Origin of the sequence: Oceanisphaera ostreae (assembly GCF_042676125.1) — a bacterium.
Classification (GTDB): domain Bacteria; phylum Pseudomonadota; class Gammaproteobacteria; order Enterobacterales; family Aeromonadaceae; genus Oceanimonas; species Oceanimonas ostreae.
Map to the genome: position 1 here is coordinate 122291 of NZ_JBHTJS010000006.1, position 21807 is coordinate 144097.

Below are 21807 nucleotides of genomic sequence, written 5' to 3' on the forward strand. Positions count from 1 at the left end.
AGCCAGCGCATAGGGCTGTCAACGGCTTGCGCCTATTCGCCCCATACAGAACATAACACAACCACCGTCTCCGCCCCTGCACCAAACAATAGTGACTCAATTAACAGCGAAGATAACGAGCGCTGTAGTTTATCGGAACAGCTCTTAAGCAAGGTCTGGAGCCAGATCGAGCCGATATTAATCGCCATCTTGCTGCCGCTTTTTTTATGGCTTTTTCATCCACAATTTAGCGGATATTGCCGCCGTTACCCTCCTCCTCCTTTGTTCGCCGGTCGACGACGACACTTAGTGTTGTGCATATTTAGAGAATGAAATTAACGCAGTTTTTTTCTTACTATTTTGCGTTAATTTATCGGAGACTGTATTTGTGATCAGAATTTTTACTCTATTCATGGTGTTGCTGTGCGCGCCTCTAGCCCTGTTTGCCGCCGGTTCAGATGTTCAAGGAACGGGCTGGCAACAAGCGCCCGAGCACCCGCCAGTACAAGTTCGCGTAATACAAGCCGGCCCCTACGATGCGGCCAATAACTATTACCCAGCCCTGCTGCAAGTGCGCCTCAGTGATGACTGGAAAACCTACTGGCGCTCCCCTGGCGAAGGCGGCATTGCCCCACGACTAAACTGGGAGTCGTCAGATAATCTGCAATCGGTTAACTGGCAATGGCCGGTGCCCGAGCGCTTTAGTCTGTTAGGCGTAGAAACTCAGGGTTACAAGCATGAGGTGGATTTTCCGCTGCAGCTCACGCCCACTACCGGCGCCCAGAGCAGCACATTTAATGCCAAACTCACCCTGCCCAGCTGCACCACCATTTGCGTGCTTAGCGACTATCAACTGCAACTGCCGCTTGATCCTAATTTGGCGATGGATGAGCAGTTAAACCATGACTATCAACAAGCCGTAGCGCGGGTACCAAGAGCGGCCAGTTTGGTAAGTAGCCAGTCACTCATCTGGGATGCCGCGAATAAGCAGTTAGAGATAAACCTACATAATGAGCGCGGTTGGCTGCAGCCTGCTATTTATATTGATGAACTCGACGAGGCTATTTTTAGTCAACCTAAGTTCTCAATTAACGATGAGCTACTGCAAGTTCGTTTTATCGTTAACAGTTGGGATGATGAACTTAACCTAGACCAGCAAGCGGTGGTAATTACCGCCATCGATGATGGCTTAGCCGAAGAGCTCACCGCCAGTATTCGTGCCGGCAACTTAGCGCCGATGAGCGAGGCCATGCCGTCACTGGCTTGGGTGCTGCTGTACGCAGTCTTGGGTGGCTTAATCTTGAATATCATGCCCTGCGTGCTGCCGGTGTTAGGTCTTAAGCTCAACAGCTTAGTGCTGGGCCAGCGTATTCAAGCATCAGGTCTCCCCAGCAATGTACGCGCACCATTATTGTGGTCGGCGTTTGGCATCATGTTGTCGTTTTGGCTATTAGCCGCCTTTATGTTGGTGCTCACTTGGTCTGGCGCGCAATTGGGCTGGGGGATTCAATTTCAACAACCGGCCTTTATTGGCTTTATGTTGCTGATCACCGCCTTATTCTCGCTTAACCTGTTTGGCTTGTTTGAGCTGCGCCTGCCAACGGCCCTTAATACCTGGTTGGCGACGCGTCCGGGTAATGGCAATGGCGGCCATGTATTACAAGGCATGTTTGCTACTTTGCTGGCCACCCCTTGTAGTGCGCCTTTTTTGGGCACCGCGGTGGCGGTGGCACTGGCTTCTTCTCCTGTCGTATTGATTGCCATCTTTACCGGCTTAGGCTTAGGTATGGCGTTGCCGTGGTTATTACTGGCGTTATTCCCCAGCGTTATTCGTGCGCTACCTAAACCCGGCATGTGGATGGAAAAGGTGAAGTGGCTGTTTGGCCTGATGTTGCTGGCTACCAGCTTGTGGCTATTGTCGTTGCTCAGCTACACCTTAGGCTCTGGCATCACTTGGGCGCTGGCCGCATTACTGATAGTGTTGCCAATCTGGTCTTTGATCCGCCAATACGGTGCGCGCGGTTTAATGTTCGGCTTAGCCGGCCTGTTATTGCTCGGCGCCGTCGGTGGTATAGGCGCCTTAGCCACGCAGTCTCATTGGGTCAGCCCCATTGAGGACAACCTAAATTGGCAGCCGTTGGATGCGGATCGCATCGTGACCGAGGTGGCAGCCGGCAAGCGCGTGTTTGTAGATGTGACGGCCGACTGGTGTATTACCTGCCAAGCCAATAAGGTGGGTGTCACTTTACGCGATCCTGTGTATTCGGCGCTACAAGCGGATGATGTGGTGTTAATGCGCGGCGATTGGACTCGCCCCGATGCCGCCATTACCGATTATTTACACGCTAATCAAAGAGCCGGCATTCCGTTTAACCAAGTGTTTGGCCCCGGCCTACCTCGGGGCAAGGCATTAGAAGTATTGCTGACCACCAACAAGGTGATGAGCGCACTGGATGAGGCTAAATAATGGCAGTAGATAAGAGTAAAAGTAGAAAGCTAGGCAAGGGCTTGGTTTATCTGCTGATGTTGATGGTCGTGGTCACTGCGGTGGACTTGTGGCGCAGTAAAGACTTGCCCAGTGATGTCGCCGCCCTTGGGCCTCTCACTACGTTAGAGGGCAAGGCCCTAGACTTGGCAGCCATCAGCGATGAGCAACCGGTGTTGGTGTATGTGTGGGCAACTTGGTGCGGTGTGTGTCGCGTGGTATCACCCATGGTGGATATGGTGGGTGCACCTGTGGTGAGCATTGCATTAGCTTCGGGGCACGATGCTAAGGTAGCGGGTTATGTGCGGGAAAAAGGCTACGATTTTAATGTGGTTAATGACGCGGATAATCAGCTTGGGCAAACGCTTGGTATTAGCGTGACACCCACTTTAATGGTGGCGTACCAAGGCAAGCTACGCTTTGCCACCGCCGGCATCACTACCCTACCCGGCATGTATGCCAGGTTATGGTTGGCTCGTTTGATTGACTAACGTCAGCCGCTAACTGGTAAAGTTAAAACCACCAAGGCCACGCTCATTCGAGCGTGGCCTTTTTTAATAGCAAGGAATCAAATAGCTGAAGTATTTGATCTGTATGGAAAGGTCGAATAAAGGGCCTCCCCCACCGACACGCTGCGAGTACCTCCCTGTAGCGCTCAACACATAACATCCCTGTTATGTGATGGTCGGAGGGGCAGATCCCTCCATCCGCCCCTATGCTGCGGAGTCGCCGGTTAGCATTGCTTGGTCACAGCTCGGTGCTATCTTTATGTAGTCTGTCCATATTTTAAATAAAGGGTAGCTGGCAGTACCGTCTCCGCGGGATTTTTTATATGGGATGAAAAAACGACAGCCAACCATAAAAATACCGACCTCATAAAGAGCGCGACTTTTTTAATTACGAGAAATATAGGCTGTGGGATCGGATGTATTAAGTCAGAGGCAGCAGGATTGCCTACGCCAACTCGCTTAAGGATTTGATACTCATCTTTTCAGCCCACTACGAATATTCACTGGATATTCGGTTAGGCTGAAAAGATTCGTCACGGCGAGGCGAGCTCGCCCCAGCGGCGCTCGGCAAATGCTGGCTGACCGCCAAGGATGGCGGGAATGACAACATTGCAGGAGCCTTTGTTGGCCCTGGCATTTGACGGTTGGCTCTGACAATTCCTACTGGCTTAACCTGCTATATAAAATTTTAGTTAATATATCACGTTTTCCTGCCTTAGGTTCGAAGTCACGATTGAATGGGTTAACCTGACATCTGCATAGGGTATAACTAGCAAATTTAAAATAAAATTATCAAGGGACATGCTATGTCACATTTACTGGAAACACCTTCTGCCTATGAGTGGATAAAAAGTGCGGTATCTCGCCACTCGAATAATATTTTTGGAAAAATTGTACCTGCTGTTGTCTGGATAGACGCGCAGGATGAAAACGGCAATATGTTGGTTCCTTTGGAACCGAGCGAGTTAGTTTCTGAAATCAATAGCGAACCATATGTCCTGCTTAATGGTCATGATCCCGGCAAGCCAATAGGACAAGTAATCGAAGGGAAATTGTTTGTAAACCAAGATGGAATAAGATTCGTTGCAGCAATCTTAGGTTTTTACGCCGGCGGCGACGTACTCCAGTTTGATAAACTTGGTTTTGATACGAAAGCATCTGTGCCTTCACCTAAAACACTTATAGAGTTACCAAATAACGCGCGAATCCAAATCGGAGTTGATCCCAGAGAAATCGAACCCCTGTGGATTGACCAACTCACCATGAATGCTGAAATCCAGATAGAACGACTTACACTTTCACACAATGAAGCAAACGCAACAATAGAGCTAATTAGAGTAGGACTTCCGTACTTAGCACTTGTATGGAACCCGTTCGTTACCGCTATCGGGTCCGAGGCTGGAAAAGCGACTTACGCTGCCTTCCACTCGTTCTGCCGTAGTCTCATTGAAGCGCTAGTAGAACGCCGCAACCCGGTACTAGATATACAAGGCTATCAGAATGGTTGTACGGTTTCGTTTCTCTTTCGTGGCAAGGATGTAAATAAGAGCTTTGCCGCGCACGATGCACTACCTAAAGCAGCTGCGAGTGCCGCACAATTAATTACAAAGCTCAAAGAACGAAACATGCCAGCTCAACAAATAAGTTATGAGTTCAACAAGGTGGGATCTGTTTGGTATCCATCACATGCCATATTAGAAGATGGCAGGATAATCACAGATAGTATGAAGCTAATAGCCTTTGACAGATTATCGGCAGAATTAAGCCTCGGCACGACAGTATCTCCGTTAGCTGAACAGATAAACTGAGGGGGAATAACAAAATAGATAGAGATGATTGTGACCTACCCCCTCATATTGGCCGCTCTACGCTTGGGGTTTGAGGGCAGAGCAGCAAGAAATGACCAAACTCTCGCTGCTACCGCGCAACTTAAAAATATGGCCTCACCCTAGGTTCAATACGGTACTCAGCGGATGTCGGGGTTAGTGCATATTTAGGTTATGCAGCTAACATGGCGCGATCTACTATTAAAAAGAGGGGATCTCTAAGACTTAGCTCACTATTTTTCTGTGAGCTAGACATTAGCTCTAATCAGCATCGCAAGGCTATTTGAAAAAAGTGGGGGCGAAGGCCTGGCTCCCGCTCTCCCTAAAGCACACCTGTCTTTATGCGTGAACTGTGGCGGACCAGGATTGATCACAGCCGATCAGACGCCAGTGGCGGATACCGAAAACTACCCGCATGTGGCAATTATTGATGGCGGTATCGGCGGCGTAGCACTGGCGGTCGCCTGTCTGCACCGCGGCATTCCTTTACGCTTTATGAACGTGATAACAACTTTAATACTCGTTCTCAGGGCTATAGCCTTACCTTGCCGCAAGCGAGTAAAACCATCGAAAGCTTGGGTATTTTCTCCCTCACTAAAGGCGTTATCTCCACTACTCATCTCGTTCATACCACCGATGGAAAAGTGGTATTAGTGTGACACCCACCTTAATGGTGGCGTACCAAGGCAAGCTACGTTTCCCCACCGCCGGCTCTGAAATTCAAGAAGAGGCTGCTGGGATAGCTTCTGCCGACCATCACATAACAGGGATGTTATGTGTTTGAGCGTCACATGGATGTGCTTGAGCGAGTCGGCGGAGGCTACCCAGTTGCCTCTGATCTACTGCGCTAACCGATGATTAAGCAACAGACCAGTTATTTATTCGTTTGGGATTAAAATATCATCCTGCTACGCAGAATATCGCAGCTGAAGCAGCGGCTACAAAAGTCGGTGTTCTGTCGGTTTTATGTGCCAACCGGCGGCTGCGAGATTAATGAAGAGGTGGTTGGGATAGCCTCTGCCGACCATCACATAACAGGGTCGAAAAATGCTGCTGCCATTTCGACACTCCCACCATCCTTGGCGGTCGGATGTTATGTGTTTGAACGTACATGGGGCGAGCTTGTCTCGCCGTGACGAACTGCTTTTAACTGACCGAACAGCCAGTGAATGTTCGCAGTAGGTAAAAATAGTGAGTGTCATCAGCCCCGAGCGAGTCGGTGGAGGCTACCCTATTGCCTCTGACTAACATGCCAACTGACAAATCTTCTTCGGCCACTTTACTCGAAGACGCTAACAAACTCCCACCACTGTGCCTGATTACGATGCTTACGACTCATATAGCACCTCGTTCATTAAAATGGATAATCTACGGTATTAAAAATGGCCTAAACAGGTGTGGTGCAGTAACGCTTACTGTCCTTCTAACATGCATGACTCCACTTTTCGCATGCTACTAACGAGTGTAATTGAGCTAATTAATGTGGATTGATCCGCAGCAAGCTAGTGGCACGGAAGCCTTCTATGTGACATAGATCACACCACTCAATATTGTTAACAATATTTTATTAATTGTTAATCCTAACATGTTACATTTGTTCACATGAATTGTAGGTTTTGTTTTAAATGAGTCTTTTTCATGACGACCATGTCAACCATTCATAAGGATTGGTAACAATTGTCGCGGAACACCAATAGGAAGATGTAACCCATGGCTGTACATAAAATGAATAACCCCGAGCTAATGCCGTCGACGGATAAGGACCGGGATATCAATATCTGGGACTTCACCATGCTATGGGCGGGGATGACCATCAACATGGGCGCCTTCACCATGGGGGCCCAGCTGTATCCGGGACTGTCTCCTTGGACTATCATAGGTGCGATTCTGGCCGCCTATGCCATTGTGACTACCATTCTGATCCTGGCTGGTGATATTGGACTACGCTACGGTATTCCCTTCACCGTTTATATCCGTGGCTGCTTCGGTTATCAGGGCGCCAAGATCCCGGCGGCCTTTCGCGCCATTCCTGCCTGTTTCTGGTTTGGTTTTCAGACCTGGGTGGCGGCCGTTGCCATTGGCAAGGTATTGGAATTGTGGATTGGCTATAGCAACACCACCATCCTTATCCTGATCTTCGGGGTACTGCAGGTAGTCAATGCCATCTATGGCATGAAAGCCATGGCCAAGTTCGACTGGGTCGCCATTCCGGCGCTGACCATACTGATCGGCCTGGTTACCTTCTGGTTGCTGGATAACAATAACGCCACCATAGGTGACGTGCTGGCCGCACCTTCGCTGAATGATGGCTCTTTCTGGTTCGCGGTAATGGCCATCGCCGGAATCTGGATCACCATGGGTCTGAACAGCCCGGATATGACCCGCAAGCTGGAGCGCTCTCGCGACCACAGCAGCAAAAATTTCTTTATCCGTAACCGCAAGCCCTTTTTCGCCCAGATCTCCGGCCTTATCGTGATTGGCTCCGGTATTCTAATGGTGGGCATGATTGGCGGTATCCTTACCGGCACTTGGGACCCGATCGAAATCGTACTGAACTCCATGAGTTCGCCAATCGTGTTGATCCTGAGCATGATCACCATCGCCTTTGCCCAGTGGTCCACCAACACTGTCGCCAACCTGATGCCGTCCGCTCTTATCCTGATGAACGTCTTCCCCAGACTGACTTTTGGTCAGGGTGTGTCCATCTCCGGCGCCATAGGCCTGCTGATGATGCCTTGGGTGTTTGCCGATAACCTGCTGTGGTTCAGCGTTATTACTTCCGGCTTGCTGGGTCCTGTCGCAGGTATCATGTTGACCGACTTCTATCTGTTGCGCCGCGGTCAGTTGAACGTGGACGACTTTTATAATCCCCAGGGACCTTTCGTTTACCAGAATAACTACAACCTGCGGGCCTTCTTGGTCTACGGTCTGTCTTTCATCTGCAGTCTGGTATTCATCGACTTGGCGTTCTTCGTCGGGCTGGTAGTGAGTGTGTTGGGCTATTACGTGATAATGAAACCCATTGTCCGTCCTGCCGGTGTAAATGCAGTTCCCGCAAAATCCTGAGTCTTAAATATTAGTTGTGCCTTGGCCCCCTTTGGGGGCCTTTTTTGTTATTGGAGTCTATGGTCTGCCAAGCTGGCATCGTCAGTACCGTTAATACGAATGAAAGAATCTTCTCAGAGCACAAAACCATACTTTAAAGTAATGAAAGTCATCATCACTGCTCTATAATTGGACTCGTCATTAAGGTATTGCTTACGTTTTTTCTTAGAGGGCAGTCAACATCAAGTTACCTACCGAAGCAAAGAGTGAAGCTGTGAACGAGGCTCAGTTGAGCTGGACGACTTGCCCGAAATGTCAGGGGCGAGGCAGAAACAGTCAGAAAATCCGCAAAAAAGTTAAGATCAGCTATCAAGCCGCGCTCGATAAGTTTGAAAGAAGTGGGGGCGAAGGCCTGGCTCCCGCTCGCCCGAAAGCACACCTGTCTTTATGCGCGAACTGTGGCGGCTCAGGACTGATCACCGCCGCTCAGCTGCCAGTGGCGGATACCGAAAACTACCCGCATGTGGCGATTATTGGTGGCGGTATCGGCGGCGTGGCACTGGCAGTAGCCTGCTTGCACCGCGGCATTCCTTTTACGCTTTATGAACGTGATAACGGCTTCGATACTCGTTCTCAGGGCTATGGTCTTACCTTGCAGCAAGCGAGTAAAGCCATCGAAGGCTTGGGTATTTTCTCCCTCGCTAAAGGCGTTATCTCCACCACCCATCTCGTTCATACCACAGATGGAAAAGTGATCGGTGAATGGGGTATGAGAAAGTGGCTGCATGCAGATGCCACTACCGCTCCTAAGCGTACCAATGTGCATATCGCCCGTCAGTCTTTGCGCTTAGCGCTGCTGGAACAACTGGTCGCCCACCAGAATAAGCATAATGCCGTGCAGTGGAGCCATCAATTAGTCGACTTTAAAGAATGTGCGGGTGAAGTTGACGGTGTGCAGCTGCGCTTTCAAGTTAACGGCGAGATCAAACACGCCAAGGCTGACTTAGTAGTGGGCGCCGATGGCATCCGTAGTGCGGTGCGCAAGTTACTGATTGGGGAAGAGACTACCCCGTTACGTTATCTAGGCTGTATGGTGATATTAGGTATTTGCCCGTTGAGTGCTCTCCAAGATGTTGAAAGTGACTTGCTGGATGCGGCCACGGTATTTCAAACCGCCAATGGTCATGAACGTATTTACATCATGCCTTATGACGCAGACTCCGTGATGTGGCAGCTGAGCTTCCCCATGGCAGAAGATGAGGCTAAGGCGTTAAGTGCTCAAGGCGTTAGCGCCCTTAAAACTGAAGCGTGCAGGCGTACCCAGTGGCACTCTCCCATTCCGCAAATTTTAGCGGCCACCCTTGAAGCTCAAGTGTCTGGCTATCCGGTGTATGACCGCGCCTTACTCACGCCTGAATTATTAGCAGAGGCTGGCCCCATCACACTGATTGGCGATGCGTCTCACCCGATGAGCCCGTTTAAAGGACAAGGGGCCAATCAGGCGCTGCTGGATGCACTAGCGCTGGCTCGGGGAATATTTAAAGGCTGCAGGCCCTTATCACAATGGCGCTCTGCGGGAATACGGGAAAGTGTATTAGCGGAGTTTGAAGCCGCCATGTTAGAGCGCAGCGCTTCCAAAGTGAAAGATTCGGCAGAAGCCGCACAGTTTCTACATTCCGAAGTCGTGCTGCACGAAAGTGACGAGCCCAGAGGGCGTTGTTTAAAGACAAAAGACGCATAAAAATTAGCAACAAGACATGCTGTGTAACTCATTTAGTGTTGTTGTTGTCTGTTTGCTTTTAAGGACAAAGACTTATCTGCCACGGAAGAACACGGAACGCACGGAAAAATAAAGATAAGATCGGAAAATAATTTTATTTTTAACATATTAACCAAAGCAACGCCAAGCTTCCTAAGGTGCTAGATTTGGCTCTTACTAATAAGATATTTTGGCACTTTTCGCTCTTATCCCAGCTTAATTTTTCCGTATTCTTCCGTGGATTCCGTGACAACTAATTCTTGGTGTAAGTTTTTGAAGATATCCGCCGTTAGCTGGATGTCTAACTCAGACTAGATACACGCTGTACTTTTTGGTGCATCCAAGCCAAGCCTAAGAGCGCCAAGCCTAATCCCATAAAGGCCGCCACTCGCCATAGCCCTTGCAAGCCAGACATATCGACTAAGAAAATTTTCGCGATCACCAAACCTAGTAACACCATGCCGGCCTTGTAGAACTGCGGATAACCGTTTTTGGTGGCATAAATAATGGCAATAATGGCGTACAACATACCCACTACTGAATAGGTATAAAGCTCACCGCTATTCATACCAGACCAAAGCGCCATATCACTGCCGCGCCATAAATGGCGAATTTCTAGTGCCGTAAACAGCATCAAAGCAATCGCTGCCACACACCATGCCCACAGTTTGGGGGCATGGTGTGGGAAGCGACCGATTGCCAGCGCCAGCAGCACGGGCCCGCCGTAAGCCGGCAGTAGCATATTAAAAATTGGCGTGGCGCTTATATAGGCCCCATCCCACCATGGATTATAAAAGGTCACCAATATCAGATAACTGACGGCTGACAGACCCAGCAAGATCAAGGCGCACCAGCGGTATAGCCAGGCTAACTGCTGAGCGGCTTTAGCACGGATCATGTAGCTAATACTCAGCCCGCCCCACAGCAGCATATTCACGGTGGCTTCAATAAAGCTGTATTCGTGGTTAAAAATATCACCATCGTAAAGCCAATAACGTAATTCCGCCCCAAGAAACAACACCAGCAGGTGTAGCGTGGCAGCTTCCAGCCAAGGGCGAATGCTATTGCCGCTACCGGCCAGTTTAGTAGCTATGGCGGCCAACAAGGTGGTACCGCCGTATGTCCATAGGGTCCAATGCACCGTTGCATCATAACCTTGCAGCCAAGGGTTGAAGGTTAGCCGTGCGACGACCACCGCCAACACCATTTTTAACAGCAGATACAATGGTGGCATCTGATAATGGCGCGCCAGCCACACCAAGCTGACCAACTGCGCTGCTAGCGCCAGTGTTAACGACGCCTCACGAAACGCCATGGTCACCGCCAGCGAATAACTCAAGTGTGCTGCCAAGGTAGCCCACACCATACCGCTCTGATAATACGCCAGCTTGTGCATTCGCCACGTTAACGCACCGTAAATCGTGCCGGCTAATAATGCTGCCAGTGCCCAGTCTATGGAGGTTGCAACTCCGTGCAATAACAGCCAACCGAGTACTAACCATACCAACGGTGAGAGTACGGTGAACGACGCCCAGCGGCGCTTGTTATCGGCCCGCCACTGCCATAGTCCAAGACCGGAGCAAATGAGAGTCGATATAATAAGATAACTAATAAAGCGACGGTGCAGATCTGATGGCAATTGCGCTAAGTGGAAAAAGTCGACGCTATTGTGCCCCATATAAAGCAACCAACCGGCCGCGCTCGCCAGCACCGCGTTCCATGGTAAATACCAGAGTGCACGACGGCTTTGCGGAGCAAGCAAAACGAGGGGTAAGATCAGCAACCAGCTGAAGAACAAGGGGCTGTCTGCAGACTGCCCTGCTATCGATAATCCCCAAGCAGTTAATAGCGTAATAAAGGCGTCTCGCAACCGAGAAGGTTCGATGTGCCTCCAAGGTGGTAATACCGAAAAGATGACGAACAATAGCGCCACATATAAGGGGACAGCCGGCCCTATTGCTGCGGCAAACAAAGCGGCCAGCCACCACAACATGGCACCGCCTAAGGTGGCATACCACAGCCAATTACGAAACACGTAACGCATCAGCAGCAGCGAGCTGAAAGTAATCAAGAAACTGTAAGCCAGCACAAAAGCGACGCTGCCTTGGCCACTGTCGATCAATAACGGCACCACATACGCACTACTCAGGCCCATAATCGCCAATAGAGGGCCGTGCAGTCGTGCCAGTGCCATGGTAGATAGCGAGACGCCCGCCAGTAATACCAATCCGGTTAGCGGCCCGATAAGCTGGTAATGATGAATGCCCGCCAGCAAGGCCGCATACAAGGTAACGCTGCCACCTCCGGCCAGTGCGGCAAATATTTGATCACTGCGCTGATGGCGACGACGCAGCATTTCAGCCCCGGCGTGCAGTGCCAAACCACCACTCAGCGCCAGCAATAATTGCAGTACTGGGCCAAGCAGACCTTCACTCACCGAGTAGTGCACCATAAAAATACCGGCCAGCGCCACACTCAAGCCACCGAGCCACACCATCCAGTTTGCTTTTAATGTCTGAATGAAGCGGGATGGCTCGCGAGATGCCTTGGCCAGATACGCTTGAATCAGTGGGTCAACCGGTGCTGTTGAGTGTTCGACGGATGGAGTTGCTGAAACCAGTGGCTCGACAGCGGCGGCGGTAAAGACAGGCTTAAGCTCGGCTTCCGGCGGAGATTGCGGACTGAGCGGTTGCATCTGCTCTTGCGAGGACGCTGGGAGCTGACCGCGCTTAATTAACTGGCGTAACTCGCTAACTTCAAGACTAAGCGAGGCAATACGCGCGGTCTGTTTCTTGAGATTTTGGTACGCCAAAAATCCAAAAATTGAGCCTATCGGTACTAACAGCACCACAACTGCTGCCAAAATGATGAGTATTGCTTCCAAGCTCGTCGTCCTCTTCCATAAGTAAAATAGCTAACAAACTCTAATGTCAGACGCCCTTGAACGAGTCGCTGGAGGCTACTCGGTTGCCTCTGCTTGCTGAGCTGAGTTATGGCTAAGTGACAGGCTTACCGAGATTAGCTTTGTTACCCATCACCATTTACTCCTTACGGTATTAAACGCGCACTATGCCCGCAAGGCTCAACTTGACGCCTTGTATTAGGCTATCGCCAACAGGACACTTGGTGCCGATAAACTCAACAAATTCCTTAATGCTTTGCTCAGGCGACGATGACTTGAGGTGATAGGTATAGCGAATATCACTGAAGCCACAACGCACGTCGGCTTTATTCATAAAACCGTCTGGGTCTAAGTCGCCTTCTAGCTCGACCCAAAATTCGTCTAACTCAACGTTGAACATTGGCGCGTAACTGCGCGCGACTATGGATTGGCAGGCACCCAAAGCACCGAGTAGCGCTTCAACCGGATTCATGGCCGTATCGGTGCCGCCTAAACTTTCTGGCTCATCTAGCGTAAATTCGAAACCGCGTGCTTGTACCTTAACCAAAGTACCTTTTTGCAAATGTGCGGTGGCAGTAAATTGTTCAACGGCCATGATTTATCCTTTCAATCATTAAAAATAAGGTCTAAACCTATTTCTGCAACGGAATCCACAGAACCCACGGACACAGTTCACAAGCAACGAGTAACTAAGTGCTTATTATTGTTAAGGGCTCCCACTCTCAGAGTTGGGCGGATTGACCCTTACCATTAAAAGTCACTTTCAGATTTGTTCACTATTTTTCCGTGTTCTTCCGTGTATTCCGTGGCGAAGAAGTCTTTAATATCTTGTTTAAAACAACACGCGGCGGCCTTTGATGCAGTGGCGACAAACCGGCTCACCTTGCAGCGAGCCCAGCGTTTCGGGGGCACTGCGTGTGCCACAGCAACTGCATTCATGAAACGACTTTAAACGCAGCGCTATGGTGTTTTCTACCAAAGCCAGCAACTGCTCTAGCGTACCGTTGTGCGCGGTAATCACGCCCTGCGACGTCGGCTTGGCGGTATGAATATCGTGATGTCGCCACTGAATAGCCGGCAGCAATACCTCAACCTTATCATGTTGAAACACCACAATAACCAAGGTTGGGTCACCAATAAACAGCGTCTGTGCGCCTTGTACCGGATAAGGCAGCTGGTTTTTAAGGTGCTGGCGCCAGGTTTCCAGAACGGGCGGTAATGGCATCGCCAATAGCAGAGCGTCCAACAGCTTGGATGGCATAAATTCCTCTCTTCACCGAATACTTATTAAAGCCGTACGTTAAATTAAGCGATGTACGCCATACGCTTTACGCCGACCGTTAAAAATAGGCGGTGTTTATCTTTAACGGTCGGCGTACAGCGGTTAACGTACGACGTATAACATAAAGCGTACAGCAACCCTTCGGGCTTAAGAACGAATAAGATAATCCGCTTGGCCAATCCACTTATAACTGGTCAGCTCTTCTAACCCCATAGGGCCACGAGCATGCAGCTTTTGGGTGGATACCGCCACCTCTGCCCCCAAACCAAACTGAGCACCATCGGTAAAACGCGTTGAGGCATTCACATACACGGCAGCAGACGGTGCGCCATTAATAAAGCGCTCGGCACTGGTCATGCTGTTAGTCAAAATAGCATCGGAATGGCTGGCATTATGTTGGCGTAAATGAGCCAGTGCCGCATTAACATCAGAGACTAATTTAACGCCCAAGGTTAAGCCTAACCATTCGGTGTCAAAATCACCTTCACCTGCGGCTCGCACCGAAGCTGGGCCTGCACTTAACAGTGCCAGAGAACCCTCATCGGCCACTAGTTGTACGCCCTTTTCTGCCATTCGTTGGCTAAGCAAAGGTAAAATAGTGGCGGCAATAGCTTCATGCACCAACAAGGTGTCTATGGTGTTGCACACGCTGGGGCGCTGAGTTTTGGCATTATCAATCACTGCAATGGCACGCACCACATCGGCACTGTCATCCACAAACATATGACCAATACCAAAGCCGCCGATAATTACCGGAATGGTCGCCTGCTCTTTACACAACTTGTGCAAATTGGCACCACCGCGGGGAATGATCATGTCCACATATTGATCTAATTTTAATAAACCACTTACCCACTCACGGCCGGGTTCGCTGATGTATTGCACTGCGGCTTCGGGTAGTTGGCTGGCGGCGAGCGCTTGCTGAATGACCTTGACTAACTCTTGGTTGGTATTAAAAGTTTCACGTCCGCCACGTAAAATGCTGGCGTTTCCGGTTTTTAGACACAAAGCGGCAATGTCGATAGTCACATTGGGGCGAGCTTCATAAATCACCCCCACAACCCCTAACGGTACACGGCGGCGTGACAGGCGCATGCCATTTTCTAACACGCGGCTGTCTAGCTCACTGCCCACCGGATCGGGCAGTGACACCACATTGCGCACGTCATTGGCAATGGCCGTTAGCCGTTCAGGGTTAAGCATTAGTCGGTCTAGCATCGACTCGCTAATACCGCTCTCTCGGGCAGCCGTTAAGTCTTGTTGGTTGGCGGCTAAAATACGCTCTGCTGCGGCTTCTAATGCGTCGGCCATCACCAATAGCGCTTGGTTTTTAGTGTGCGTCGAGCTGTCAGCTAATACGTAAGCGGCATCGCGTGCGGCCTGTCCCATTTGTTCCAGATTCATCATTTCTCCTACAAAAGCACTAAATCATCACGGTGAATCGCCACATTGCCGTGGCCATGCCCCAACAATGATTCAATCTGCTCGGAATGCTGTCCTTTAATCAAATTAAGATCGAGGGCATCGTAGCGGCAAATGCCGCGTGCCAACTCGCGCCCTTCTGGGTTGACGATGCGCACTGCTTCACCTCGGCGAAACCGCCCTTCAATGCGTACTATGCCTTTGGGCAGCAAGCTCGACCCCTTCTCTCGTACCGCTTTAGCGGCGCCCGCATCTATGTGAATTTCACCGTGGGGCGGGGGGCCAGCTAAAATCCAGCGCTTGCGGCTTTCTAGCGGCGTAGCCAGTGCAGGAAAACGGGTGCCAATGCGCTCGCCATCAGCTAACCGACCAATGACTTCTGGCACTTGGCCGGTGGCAATCACCACATCGATACCGGCACGGCGCGCCACATCAGCCGCCTGCAGCTTGGTGGCCATGCCACCGGTGCCTAAGCCGCCAATGCTGCCACCGGCCAGCTTGCGCAGGGTGTCGTCTATGGTTTGCACTTCTTCAATAAGTTGTGCTTTAGGATCATTACGCGGATCGGCAGTAAACAGCCCTTTTTGATCGGTAAGTAGCACCAATAAATCGGCCTCAGCCAGAATGGCTGCGCGGGCCGATAGATTGTCGTTATCGCCCACTTTGATCTCGTTAGTGGCGACCGCATCGTTTTCGTTGATCACGGGGATAATACGATGATCCAGCAGCGCACGTAGGGTGTCTCGGGCATTAAGGTAGCGTTCGCGATCTTCTAAATCGGCTCGGGTCAGCAAAATTTGCCCCACATGCAGCCCATAAAGATTAAACAACGACTGCCACGTTTGAATTAGCTGAGTTTGGCCAACCGCCGCCAACATTTGCTTATTGGCCATGGTATTGGCAAGAGTAGGAAAGCCTAAATGCTCACGCCCAGCGGCAATGGCGGCCGACGTAACCACAATAATTTGATGGCCAGCACGATGTAGGCTGGCACATTGGCGCACTAATTCGACCATGTGGGCACGATCTAAATAGCGGGTGCCACCGGTGAGGACACTGGTGCCCAATTTTACAACTATGGTTTTGCCTTTCATGGAACGCCCTGCGGCTCCTTACTAACAGCAATGCCGGCAAAGCCGGCAAGATAATAAAATGAGGCGTATTCAACTTACAGCCAAATATGATGGCCCACTACGAGCAACAATGAACCTAAGCGATGCTAAGTAGGTGATCTTTTTCTAATGCCGCAGACGGGCTCATACTAAGTGATAAGCCTTCTAGACAGGTCTCTAGTTTATCGTAAAATTCACGTAAGGTGCGCGCTACTTCTGCTTGGTGTTTTTTGGGTAAAGCACGGGTTTGCCACTCGCCGTCGACATCAAAAAAGCCCAGTTGATAATGAAACTCAAAATGTTGACTGTCTTTAGTCTCGAGCGTTAACCACCATCCCCAGAATGTACGAGCATCGGGTTCGGCTTTGGCACTCACGCACACCGACAGGCAATCAAAAAAGTACTGAGATTCACTAGACTTTAGTTCCCGCAGGTATGGACCAATAGCGGTAAATACACGTACTAATTTACGATGAGTAACTGTATCTGTAGACATGTAACCTCCTTGTTAACTTGCCTATATGTAACGCTTTTTAGCGCGTGGGTAAAGGCCGTTCAAGGTGGTTGCTAGAAATAACGCCGAAATTGTAGCGAACTGTGAAGCTTAAAGGATTCACTTCAAAAATACAGCCAATACACGCGGGATCTTTACGGTGAATACCGAATTGCTTTTTTGGGCATAAAAAAGGCTCCTGAGGAGCCGTTTTTTATATTTTTTATGCCTAGTCTTGGTCACACAAAGGAGTAGCAAACACGACACCCATGTCCCAGGGCTGCTCTATCCAAGTGTCTTGGCCAACTCGCACTTCAAAATCATCAACCAGTGGCTCGCCTTGAGGCTTAGCAAATACGGTTACAAACTTGGCTTTCGGGTACATTTCGCGAATAACGCGAGCAGTATTACCGGTGTCTACCAAGTCGTCGACTATCAAAAAGCCTTCACCGTCGCCATTGGCTGGTTTAATAATTTGCATGTCAGAGCGTTGTTGATTGTGATCGTAACTGGCAATACACAAGGTATCAACGTGACGAATTCCCAACTCACGAGCCATAATGGCAGCAGGTACTAAACCACCACGGCTAACGGCGATAATCCCTTTCCATTGGCTAGCAGGAAGTTGACGCTCAGCAAGTTTACGTGTTTCGCGCTGAAATGAGTCCCAGGTGACGACAAATTTATTGGACATAAAAAAGAACCTTTGCGTGTTAGCTTCAGACAATTTGGGCACCGCTGCCGTTTTTTGTACTTAAAACAAAGCCACTAATGGACTCGTCTTAGCCAAACAGCGAGCAAGCAATGGCCGCATTATAGAGATCACACCCATTCTTGACCAGAGTTACAGCTTTTTAATTAGCTTCACTATGCCAAACAAATACCTCAATCCCGCTATAAGACTAAAGCACAATACGACCAGATCGCATTATTGCACTCACATCCTATTTTGCATTGCATTTTCCTCTAAGATAGCCTCTGCTGCCGCTCCTCGAGTGTAAATTTTTTATGAAGGAACATGGATGTGTCTTTACTTCGCTCGCTTTCTATCGCTAAACGACTGTATTTAAACCTGCTGTTATTATCTGTTGGCATCGCTATTATCACGTTATTAACACTGTGGTTGTTTTATCACAGCTTAATTGATGAAAAGCGCGATCAAGTGAGGCATCAGGTTGAGTCAACCGTCAGCCTAGTCAGCTTTTTTCATCAGCAACAGCAGCAAGGTTTACTGACAGAGCAACACGCCCAGCAACAGGCACTGGCCGCCATTGGCACATTACGCTATGGCAACGACGATTATTTTTGGGTGAATGACGCTCACCCCCGCATGATACTCCACCCAATGTCTCCTAAGTTAAATGGGGAGGACCTCACCTCTTTTACTGACCCTGATGGCAAAGCTCTGTTTGTCGAAATGGCCAAGCAAGTGCGCAACTCAGGACAAGGTTTTGTTGATTATCTATGGCCAAAACCGGGCTTGGTTAGTCCCGTGGATAAAATTTCTTATGTACAGGGCTTCTCCCCTTGGGGCTGGATCATCGGCACAGGTCTCTATATAGATGATGTGCAAGAGCAGCTTATTACCATTGCCGGTAAAATATTTCTAGTGGTTGCAGGGTTAGGTGCCATCGCCATAGTGGTCGCCATTGCCCTTATTCGCAGCATCTTGCACCCGGTCAACGATACGGTGCGCGCCTTACAGGATATTTCTCACGGCGAGGGTGATTTACGTCAGCGTTTAGATGAGCAAGGTAAAGATGAGGTGACTCAGCTCAGTAAGAGTTTTAACGAGTTTTGCTCTCGGCTCGCCCAAACGATACGTAAGCTTTCCCCCATTAGCCAAGAAGTGAACACCGCAGCTGACCGACTTGCTGATATCGTACGCCATAATCGCAGCGTTTCTGAGCTGCAATTTCGCGAAACTGAGCAAGTTGCGACCGCTATGAATGAAATGATGTCCTCAAGCCAAGAGGTCGCCAATGCCGCCGAACAAGCGGCTAAGGCCAGTCACGAGTCGGCCATTGCGGCCAAAGATGGCACGCAAAAAGTGGAGAGAACTCAAAAAGAAGCTGCCAATCTCGTCGTTGAACTGGCAGATACCCAACAAAACTTGGGATCACTTGCTGACCGCTCGCAAGAAATAGGCTCGGTGTTAGAGGTGATCCGCGCCATTGCCGAACAAACCAATTTGTTGGCATTAAATGCCGCCATTGAGGCCGCTCGCGCAGGTGATCAAGGACGCGGGTTTGCGGTAGTGGCAGATGAGGTTCGAAACTTGGCCATTCGCACTCAAAGCTCAACCGATGAAATAGAAGATATTATTCAACGATTACAGCAAGAAGCTAATGCAACGGTAAAACAGATGAACGGCCTCATGCTGCGAGCAACAGATACTCAACATACCGCCGATCAAGCCGGTGGGGCGCTGCAAGCAATCAACCAAAGTATGGCGTTAATCAACGACATGAACAGCCATATTGCTACTGCCGCCGCCCAACAACGCCAAACCACCGGTGATATAAGTGAAAGCTTAAACCGATTAAGTGAGTTGGCAGAAGAAGGACGTATTAAAACCCAAGAAACTGATGATGCGGGCGCAACTTTGTCTAGCTTGGGCCGCCGATTAACCGCAGAAGTGAATACGTTTAAAGCGTAAGTGTAACCCGCTGCTTGGCTATCTTGCTGAACTTGGTTATCTTGTAGAACTTGGCGCTTAGCCGTTAGTCATTTTCATTGAACATTCAAAATTAAGCATTCCCGCGCAGCGGGTAAGTGCTGCCGTTAGCTTCTCGATAAGGTATGTATTAATGACCGAAATTACTCAACTTACTCCGCACCTGTTGTGGCAATTTTTTAACACCTTATGCAGCATTCCACACCCTTCAGGGCATGAAGCTGCCGTACGTCAGTGGATAACCGACTGGGCACAAGAGCGCGGGCTCGCCACCGTGCAGGACACCGTTGGCAACCTAATAATTCGTAAAGCCGCCACGCCTGGCATGGAACAACGTCAAGGGGTGATCTTACAGGCACACATGGACATGGTGCCCCAGGCCAATGCCGACGTTAACCACGACTTTACCAAAGACCCCATACAGCCTTACATTGATGGCGATTGGGTGCGCGCCCGCGGCACCACTCTTGGAGCAGACAACGGCATTGGTCTGGCTGGCTGCTTAGCGGTGCTAGCCGATGACAAAGTGCAGCACGGACCATTGGAAGTGTTACTGACCATAGACGAAGAAAGTGGCATGACCGGCGCTTTCGGCCTAGAGCCGGGTATGCTGCAGGGCAAAATTTTATTGAATACCGACTCAGAGCAAGATGGTGACGTGTATATGGGCTGTGCAGGAGGTGTGGATGCTAATATCACATTGCCCTACCTCGCGGAGTCTGTGCCCGCCGATCATCACGCGATGCGTTTAACGATTAAGGGCCTACGCGGTGGTCACTCTGGCATTAATATTGATGAAGGCCGTGCCAGCGCCAATAAATTACTGGCTGAACTGCTCATGGATATTACCGAACACCCGTCTATTCGTTTGGCCGAGATTAATGGCGGCTCGCTGCGCAATGCGATTGCTCGGGAAGCGAGCGCCCTGCTCACGCTACCCGCCGACGTAAAGAAGGTGTTAAGTGAACAGATTGCACTGCGCCAGCTGCAATATCAGCAAGAGTTTCAAGGGGTAGACGACTTTATAACGCTGGAGCTGGTGCCTGCCGAGCTGCCTCATCGAGTGATGAATACCGACTTGCAGCAAAAGTTAAGTAGCGCCTTGCTGGCCTGTCCCCATGGAGTAATGGAAATGAGCCGCGATATGGACGGCGCGGTGCAAAGCTCGACCAACCTGGGCGTCATTAGCACTGAACCTGAGCATATTTATGTGCAATGCCTGATCCGCTCATTAAACGATGCGGGCCGAGATCGCGTTGCCAACGCCACCGCCGCCGTGTTTCGCTTAGCCGGTGCCCACTGTCAGTTTGATGGTGCTTATCCTGGTTGGCAGCCTGATCCGCAGTCAAACATTATGCGATTACTCTTAGATACGCACAAAGAGCTATTTGATGTGGTGCCCGAAGTAAAAGTCATCCACGCGGGTCTAGAATGTGGGCTATTTAAAGCCATCTATCCTGATTGGGATATGGTGTCATTTGGCCCAACCATTCAGGGCGCACACTCACCCGACGAGCGCGTACACATTGAAGCCGTTTCCCGCTTCTGGCAATTATTAGTGCGCGTGTTGCGACATATTCCTGAAGATAAAGCGGTCAGCCGCCAGCTTTAAGCTGCCAGCAAAACCCAAGAAACATCAAAGATCGTTTTTGCCACGCCTCCTTGCTACTAGGGTCTGTTGACCCCAAGCATTCTCGCGCAGCGGGTACGTCAGCGCTCGTCCTTAGTCGTGCAATGTGAGTATTAAAGCGGCGTTATTTGTCTTATGCTTTTGCCAATCCCTATTTAGAGGCTGCTGTGATGAAAATCTTATCTGCAAAATCGGCAACTGCTTGTCTATTTCTGTCGCTGCTAGCGGCACCGGCCATGGCTGATAGCTTTTTTTCTGACGTGGCCACCTTTGGCCGTGAGCTGTGGGATGAAACCAAAAAGCTGGCCCCGGGCGTTCAATATGATAAGCGTAATGAAGCAGCCCCCGTGTCTCAAGCTAACCCTGATGATGGCCGTGATTATCCGGCCCTAGAATCCCCCACTTCAAACGTGGCGGTTGCTGGCCAAGCAAACCACAATAACAACGCCGTCGTCGCCGAAACGCCGGCAATGCAGCCGGCTGCAGTTGCATCAAATCAAGGTTGGCAGTTTGTAGAAGAAGATCATTTGAAATGAGAATATATGAAGAGTGAAGAGTAAAGCGTAAAGAGTGAAGCGTAAAGAGTGAAGCGTAAAGAGTGAAGCGTAAAGAGTGAAGCGTGGAATGGCCCGACTAAAGTAGACACCAGTTTAAGCAGCATTAAGTTGCTGTGCATATGCGTTGGG

At 50.0% G+C, this 21807-nt stretch carries 16 protein-coding genes; 9 read left to right on the forward strand and 7 right to left on the reverse strand.

What is annotated here, in order from left to right; all coding sequences use genetic code 11:
• The first annotated feature begins 367 nt into the window (after window positions 1–367).
• The 6 genes from ACFQ1C_RS02970 (at window position 368) to ACFQ1C_RS02995 (ending at window position 9585) form a co-directional block, all read left to right on the forward strand.
• Entirely contained in the window at window positions 368–2446 is a 2079-nt protein-coding gene (locus ACFQ1C_RS02970) for a protein-disulfide reductase DsbD family protein (RefSeq protein ID WP_379557042.1), read from the forward strand.
• Window positions 2446–2955 (forward strand): protein disulfide oxidoreductase, encoded by a 510-nt coding sequence (locus ACFQ1C_RS02975; protein ID WP_379557043.1) that lies wholly within the window; start codon window positions 2446–2448, stop codon window positions 2953–2955. The genes ACFQ1C_RS02970 and ACFQ1C_RS02975 overlap by 1 nt, the downstream gene beginning before the upstream one ends.
• Window positions 2956–3779: 824 nt before the next feature.
• Complete coding sequence (locus ACFQ1C_RS02980) at window positions 3780–4781, forward strand: hypothetical protein (protein WP_379557044.1); 1002 nt, start codon at window positions 3780–3782, stop codon at window positions 4779–4781.
• A 384-nt stretch (window positions 4782–5165) separates the two neighbouring features.
• Window positions 5166–5453 (forward strand): hypothetical protein, encoded by a 288-nt coding sequence (locus ACFQ1C_RS02985; protein ID WP_379557045.1) that lies wholly within the window; start codon window positions 5166–5168, stop codon window positions 5451–5453.
• Window positions 5454–6509: 1056 nt separating this feature from the next.
• Window positions 6510–7865 (forward strand): cytosine permease, encoded by a 1356-nt coding sequence (locus tag ACFQ1C_RS02990; RefSeq protein WP_379557046.1) that lies wholly within the window; start codon window positions 6510–6512, stop codon window positions 7863–7865.
• A 253-nt stretch (window positions 7866–8118) separates the two neighbouring features.
• Window positions 8119–9585: an FAD-dependent oxidoreductase gene (locus tag ACFQ1C_RS02995; protein ID WP_379557047.1), complete on the forward strand. Its 1467-nt coding sequence runs from the start codon at window positions 8119–8121 to the stop codon at window positions 9583–9585.
• A 319-nt stretch (window positions 9586–9904) separates the two neighbouring features.
• Here the strand turns inward: ACFQ1C_RS02995 and ACFQ1C_RS03000 are convergent, their stop codons facing one another.
• From ACFQ1C_RS03000 to gpt, 7 genes are all read right to left on the reverse strand, one after another.
• Window positions 9905–12487, reverse strand: coding sequence for a DUF2339 domain-containing protein (locus tag ACFQ1C_RS03000; protein ID WP_379557048.1), 2583 nt, complete (start codon window positions 12485–12487; stop codon window positions 9905–9907).
• A 172-nt stretch (window positions 12488–12659) separates the two neighbouring features.
• Window positions 12660–13100 (reverse strand): OsmC family protein, encoded by a 441-nt coding sequence (locus ACFQ1C_RS03005; protein ID WP_379557049.1) that lies wholly within the window; start codon window positions 13098–13100, stop codon window positions 12660–12662.
• Between the two features lie 237 nt (window positions 13101–13337).
• A complete protein-coding gene (locus ACFQ1C_RS03010) occupies window positions 13338–13766 on the reverse strand; it encodes a hypothetical protein (protein WP_379557050.1) in 429 nt (142 codons plus the stop codon).
• A gap of 168 nt (window positions 13767–13934) precedes the next feature.
• Window positions 13935–15191 carry a glutamate-5-semialdehyde dehydrogenase gene (locus tag ACFQ1C_RS03015; RefSeq protein WP_379557051.1) on the reverse strand — a complete coding sequence of 419 codons (1257 nt, stop codon included), beginning with the start codon at window positions 15189–15191 and terminating at the stop codon, window positions 13935–13937.
• 8 nt (window positions 15192–15199) lie between these two features.
• Entirely contained in the window at window positions 15200–16303 is a 1104-nt protein-coding gene (gene proB, locus ACFQ1C_RS03020; RefSeq protein WP_379557052.1) for a glutamate 5-kinase, read from the reverse strand.
• A 115-nt stretch (window positions 16304–16418) separates the two neighbouring features.
• A complete protein-coding gene (crl, locus tag ACFQ1C_RS03025; protein ID WP_379557053.1) occupies window positions 16419–16817 on the reverse strand; it encodes a sigma factor-binding protein Crl in 399 nt (132 codons plus the stop codon).
• A 226-nt stretch (window positions 16818–17043) separates the two neighbouring features.
• Window positions 17044–17508: a xanthine phosphoribosyltransferase gene (gene gpt / locus ACFQ1C_RS03030; protein ID WP_379557054.1), complete on the reverse strand. Its 465-nt coding sequence runs from the start codon at window positions 17506–17508 to the stop codon at window positions 17044–17046.
• A 324-nt stretch (window positions 17509–17832) separates the two neighbouring features.
• Between gpt and ACFQ1C_RS03035 the strand changes: the two genes are divergently transcribed.
• The 3 genes from ACFQ1C_RS03035 to ACFQ1C_RS03045 all read left to right on the forward strand — a co-directional run bounded on the left by ACFQ1C_RS03035 (window position 17833) and on the right by ACFQ1C_RS03045 (window position 21657).
• The gene (locus ACFQ1C_RS03035; protein WP_379557055.1) at window positions 17833–19473 is read left to right on the forward strand and encodes a methyl-accepting chemotaxis protein; all 1641 of its coding nucleotides are present in this window, start codon (window positions 17833–17835) and stop codon (window positions 19471–19473) included.
• A gap of 151 nt (window positions 19474–19624) precedes the next feature.
• A complete protein-coding gene (locus tag ACFQ1C_RS03040) occupies window positions 19625–21103 on the forward strand; it encodes an aminoacyl-histidine dipeptidase (protein WP_379557056.1) in 1479 nt (492 codons plus the stop codon).
• A gap of 188 nt (window positions 21104–21291) precedes the next feature.
• Window positions 21292–21657, forward strand: a complete 366-nt coding sequence (locus ACFQ1C_RS03045; RefSeq protein WP_379557057.1) for a hypothetical protein — start codon at window positions 21292–21294, stop codon at window positions 21655–21657.
• Window positions 21658–21807: the final 150 nt, after the last annotated feature.

Coding starts and splice junctions, on each gene's coding strand:
- ACFQ1C_RS03040 (WP_379557056.1), top strand. CDS start 19,625: ATGACCGAAATTACTCAACTTACTCCGCACCTGTTGTGGCAATTTTTT.
- ACFQ1C_RS03045 (WP_379557057.1), top strand. CDS start 21,292: ATGAAAATCTTATCTGCAAAATCGGCAACTGCTTGTCTATTTCTGTCG.
- ACFQ1C_RS03010 (WP_379557050.1), bottom strand. CDS start 13,766: ATGCCATCCAAGCTGTTGGACGCTCTGCTATTGGCGATGCCATTACCG.
- ACFQ1C_RS02980 (WP_379557044.1), top strand. CDS start 3,780: ATGTCACATTTACTGGAAACACCTTCTGCCTATGAGTGGATAAAAAGT.
- ACFQ1C_RS03005 (WP_379557049.1), bottom strand. CDS start 13,100: ATGGCCGTTGAACAATTTACTGCCACCGCACATTTGCAAAAAGGTACT.
- ACFQ1C_RS02975 (WP_379557043.1), top strand. CDS start 2,446: ATGGCAGTAGATAAGAGTAAAAGTAGAAAGCTAGGCAAGGGCTTGGTT.
- crl (WP_379557053.1), bottom strand. CDS start 16,817: ATGTCTACAGATACAGTTACTCATCGTAAATTAGTACGTGTATTTACC.
- ACFQ1C_RS03035 (WP_379557055.1), top strand. CDS start 17,833: ATGGATGTGTCTTTACTTCGCTCGCTTTCTATCGCTAAACGACTGTAT.
- ACFQ1C_RS02990 (WP_379557046.1), top strand. CDS start 6,510: ATGGCTGTACATAAAATGAATAACCCCGAGCTAATGCCGTCGACGGAT.
- gpt (WP_379557054.1), bottom strand. CDS start 17,508: ATGTCCAATAAATTTGTCGTCACCTGGGACTCATTTCAGCGCGAAACA.
- proB (WP_379557052.1), bottom strand. CDS start 16,303: ATGAAAGGCAAAACCATAGTTGTAAAATTGGGCACCAGTGTCCTCACC.
- ACFQ1C_RS03015 (WP_379557051.1), bottom strand. CDS start 15,191: ATGAATCTGGAACAAATGGGACAGGCCGCACGCGATGCCGCTTACGTA.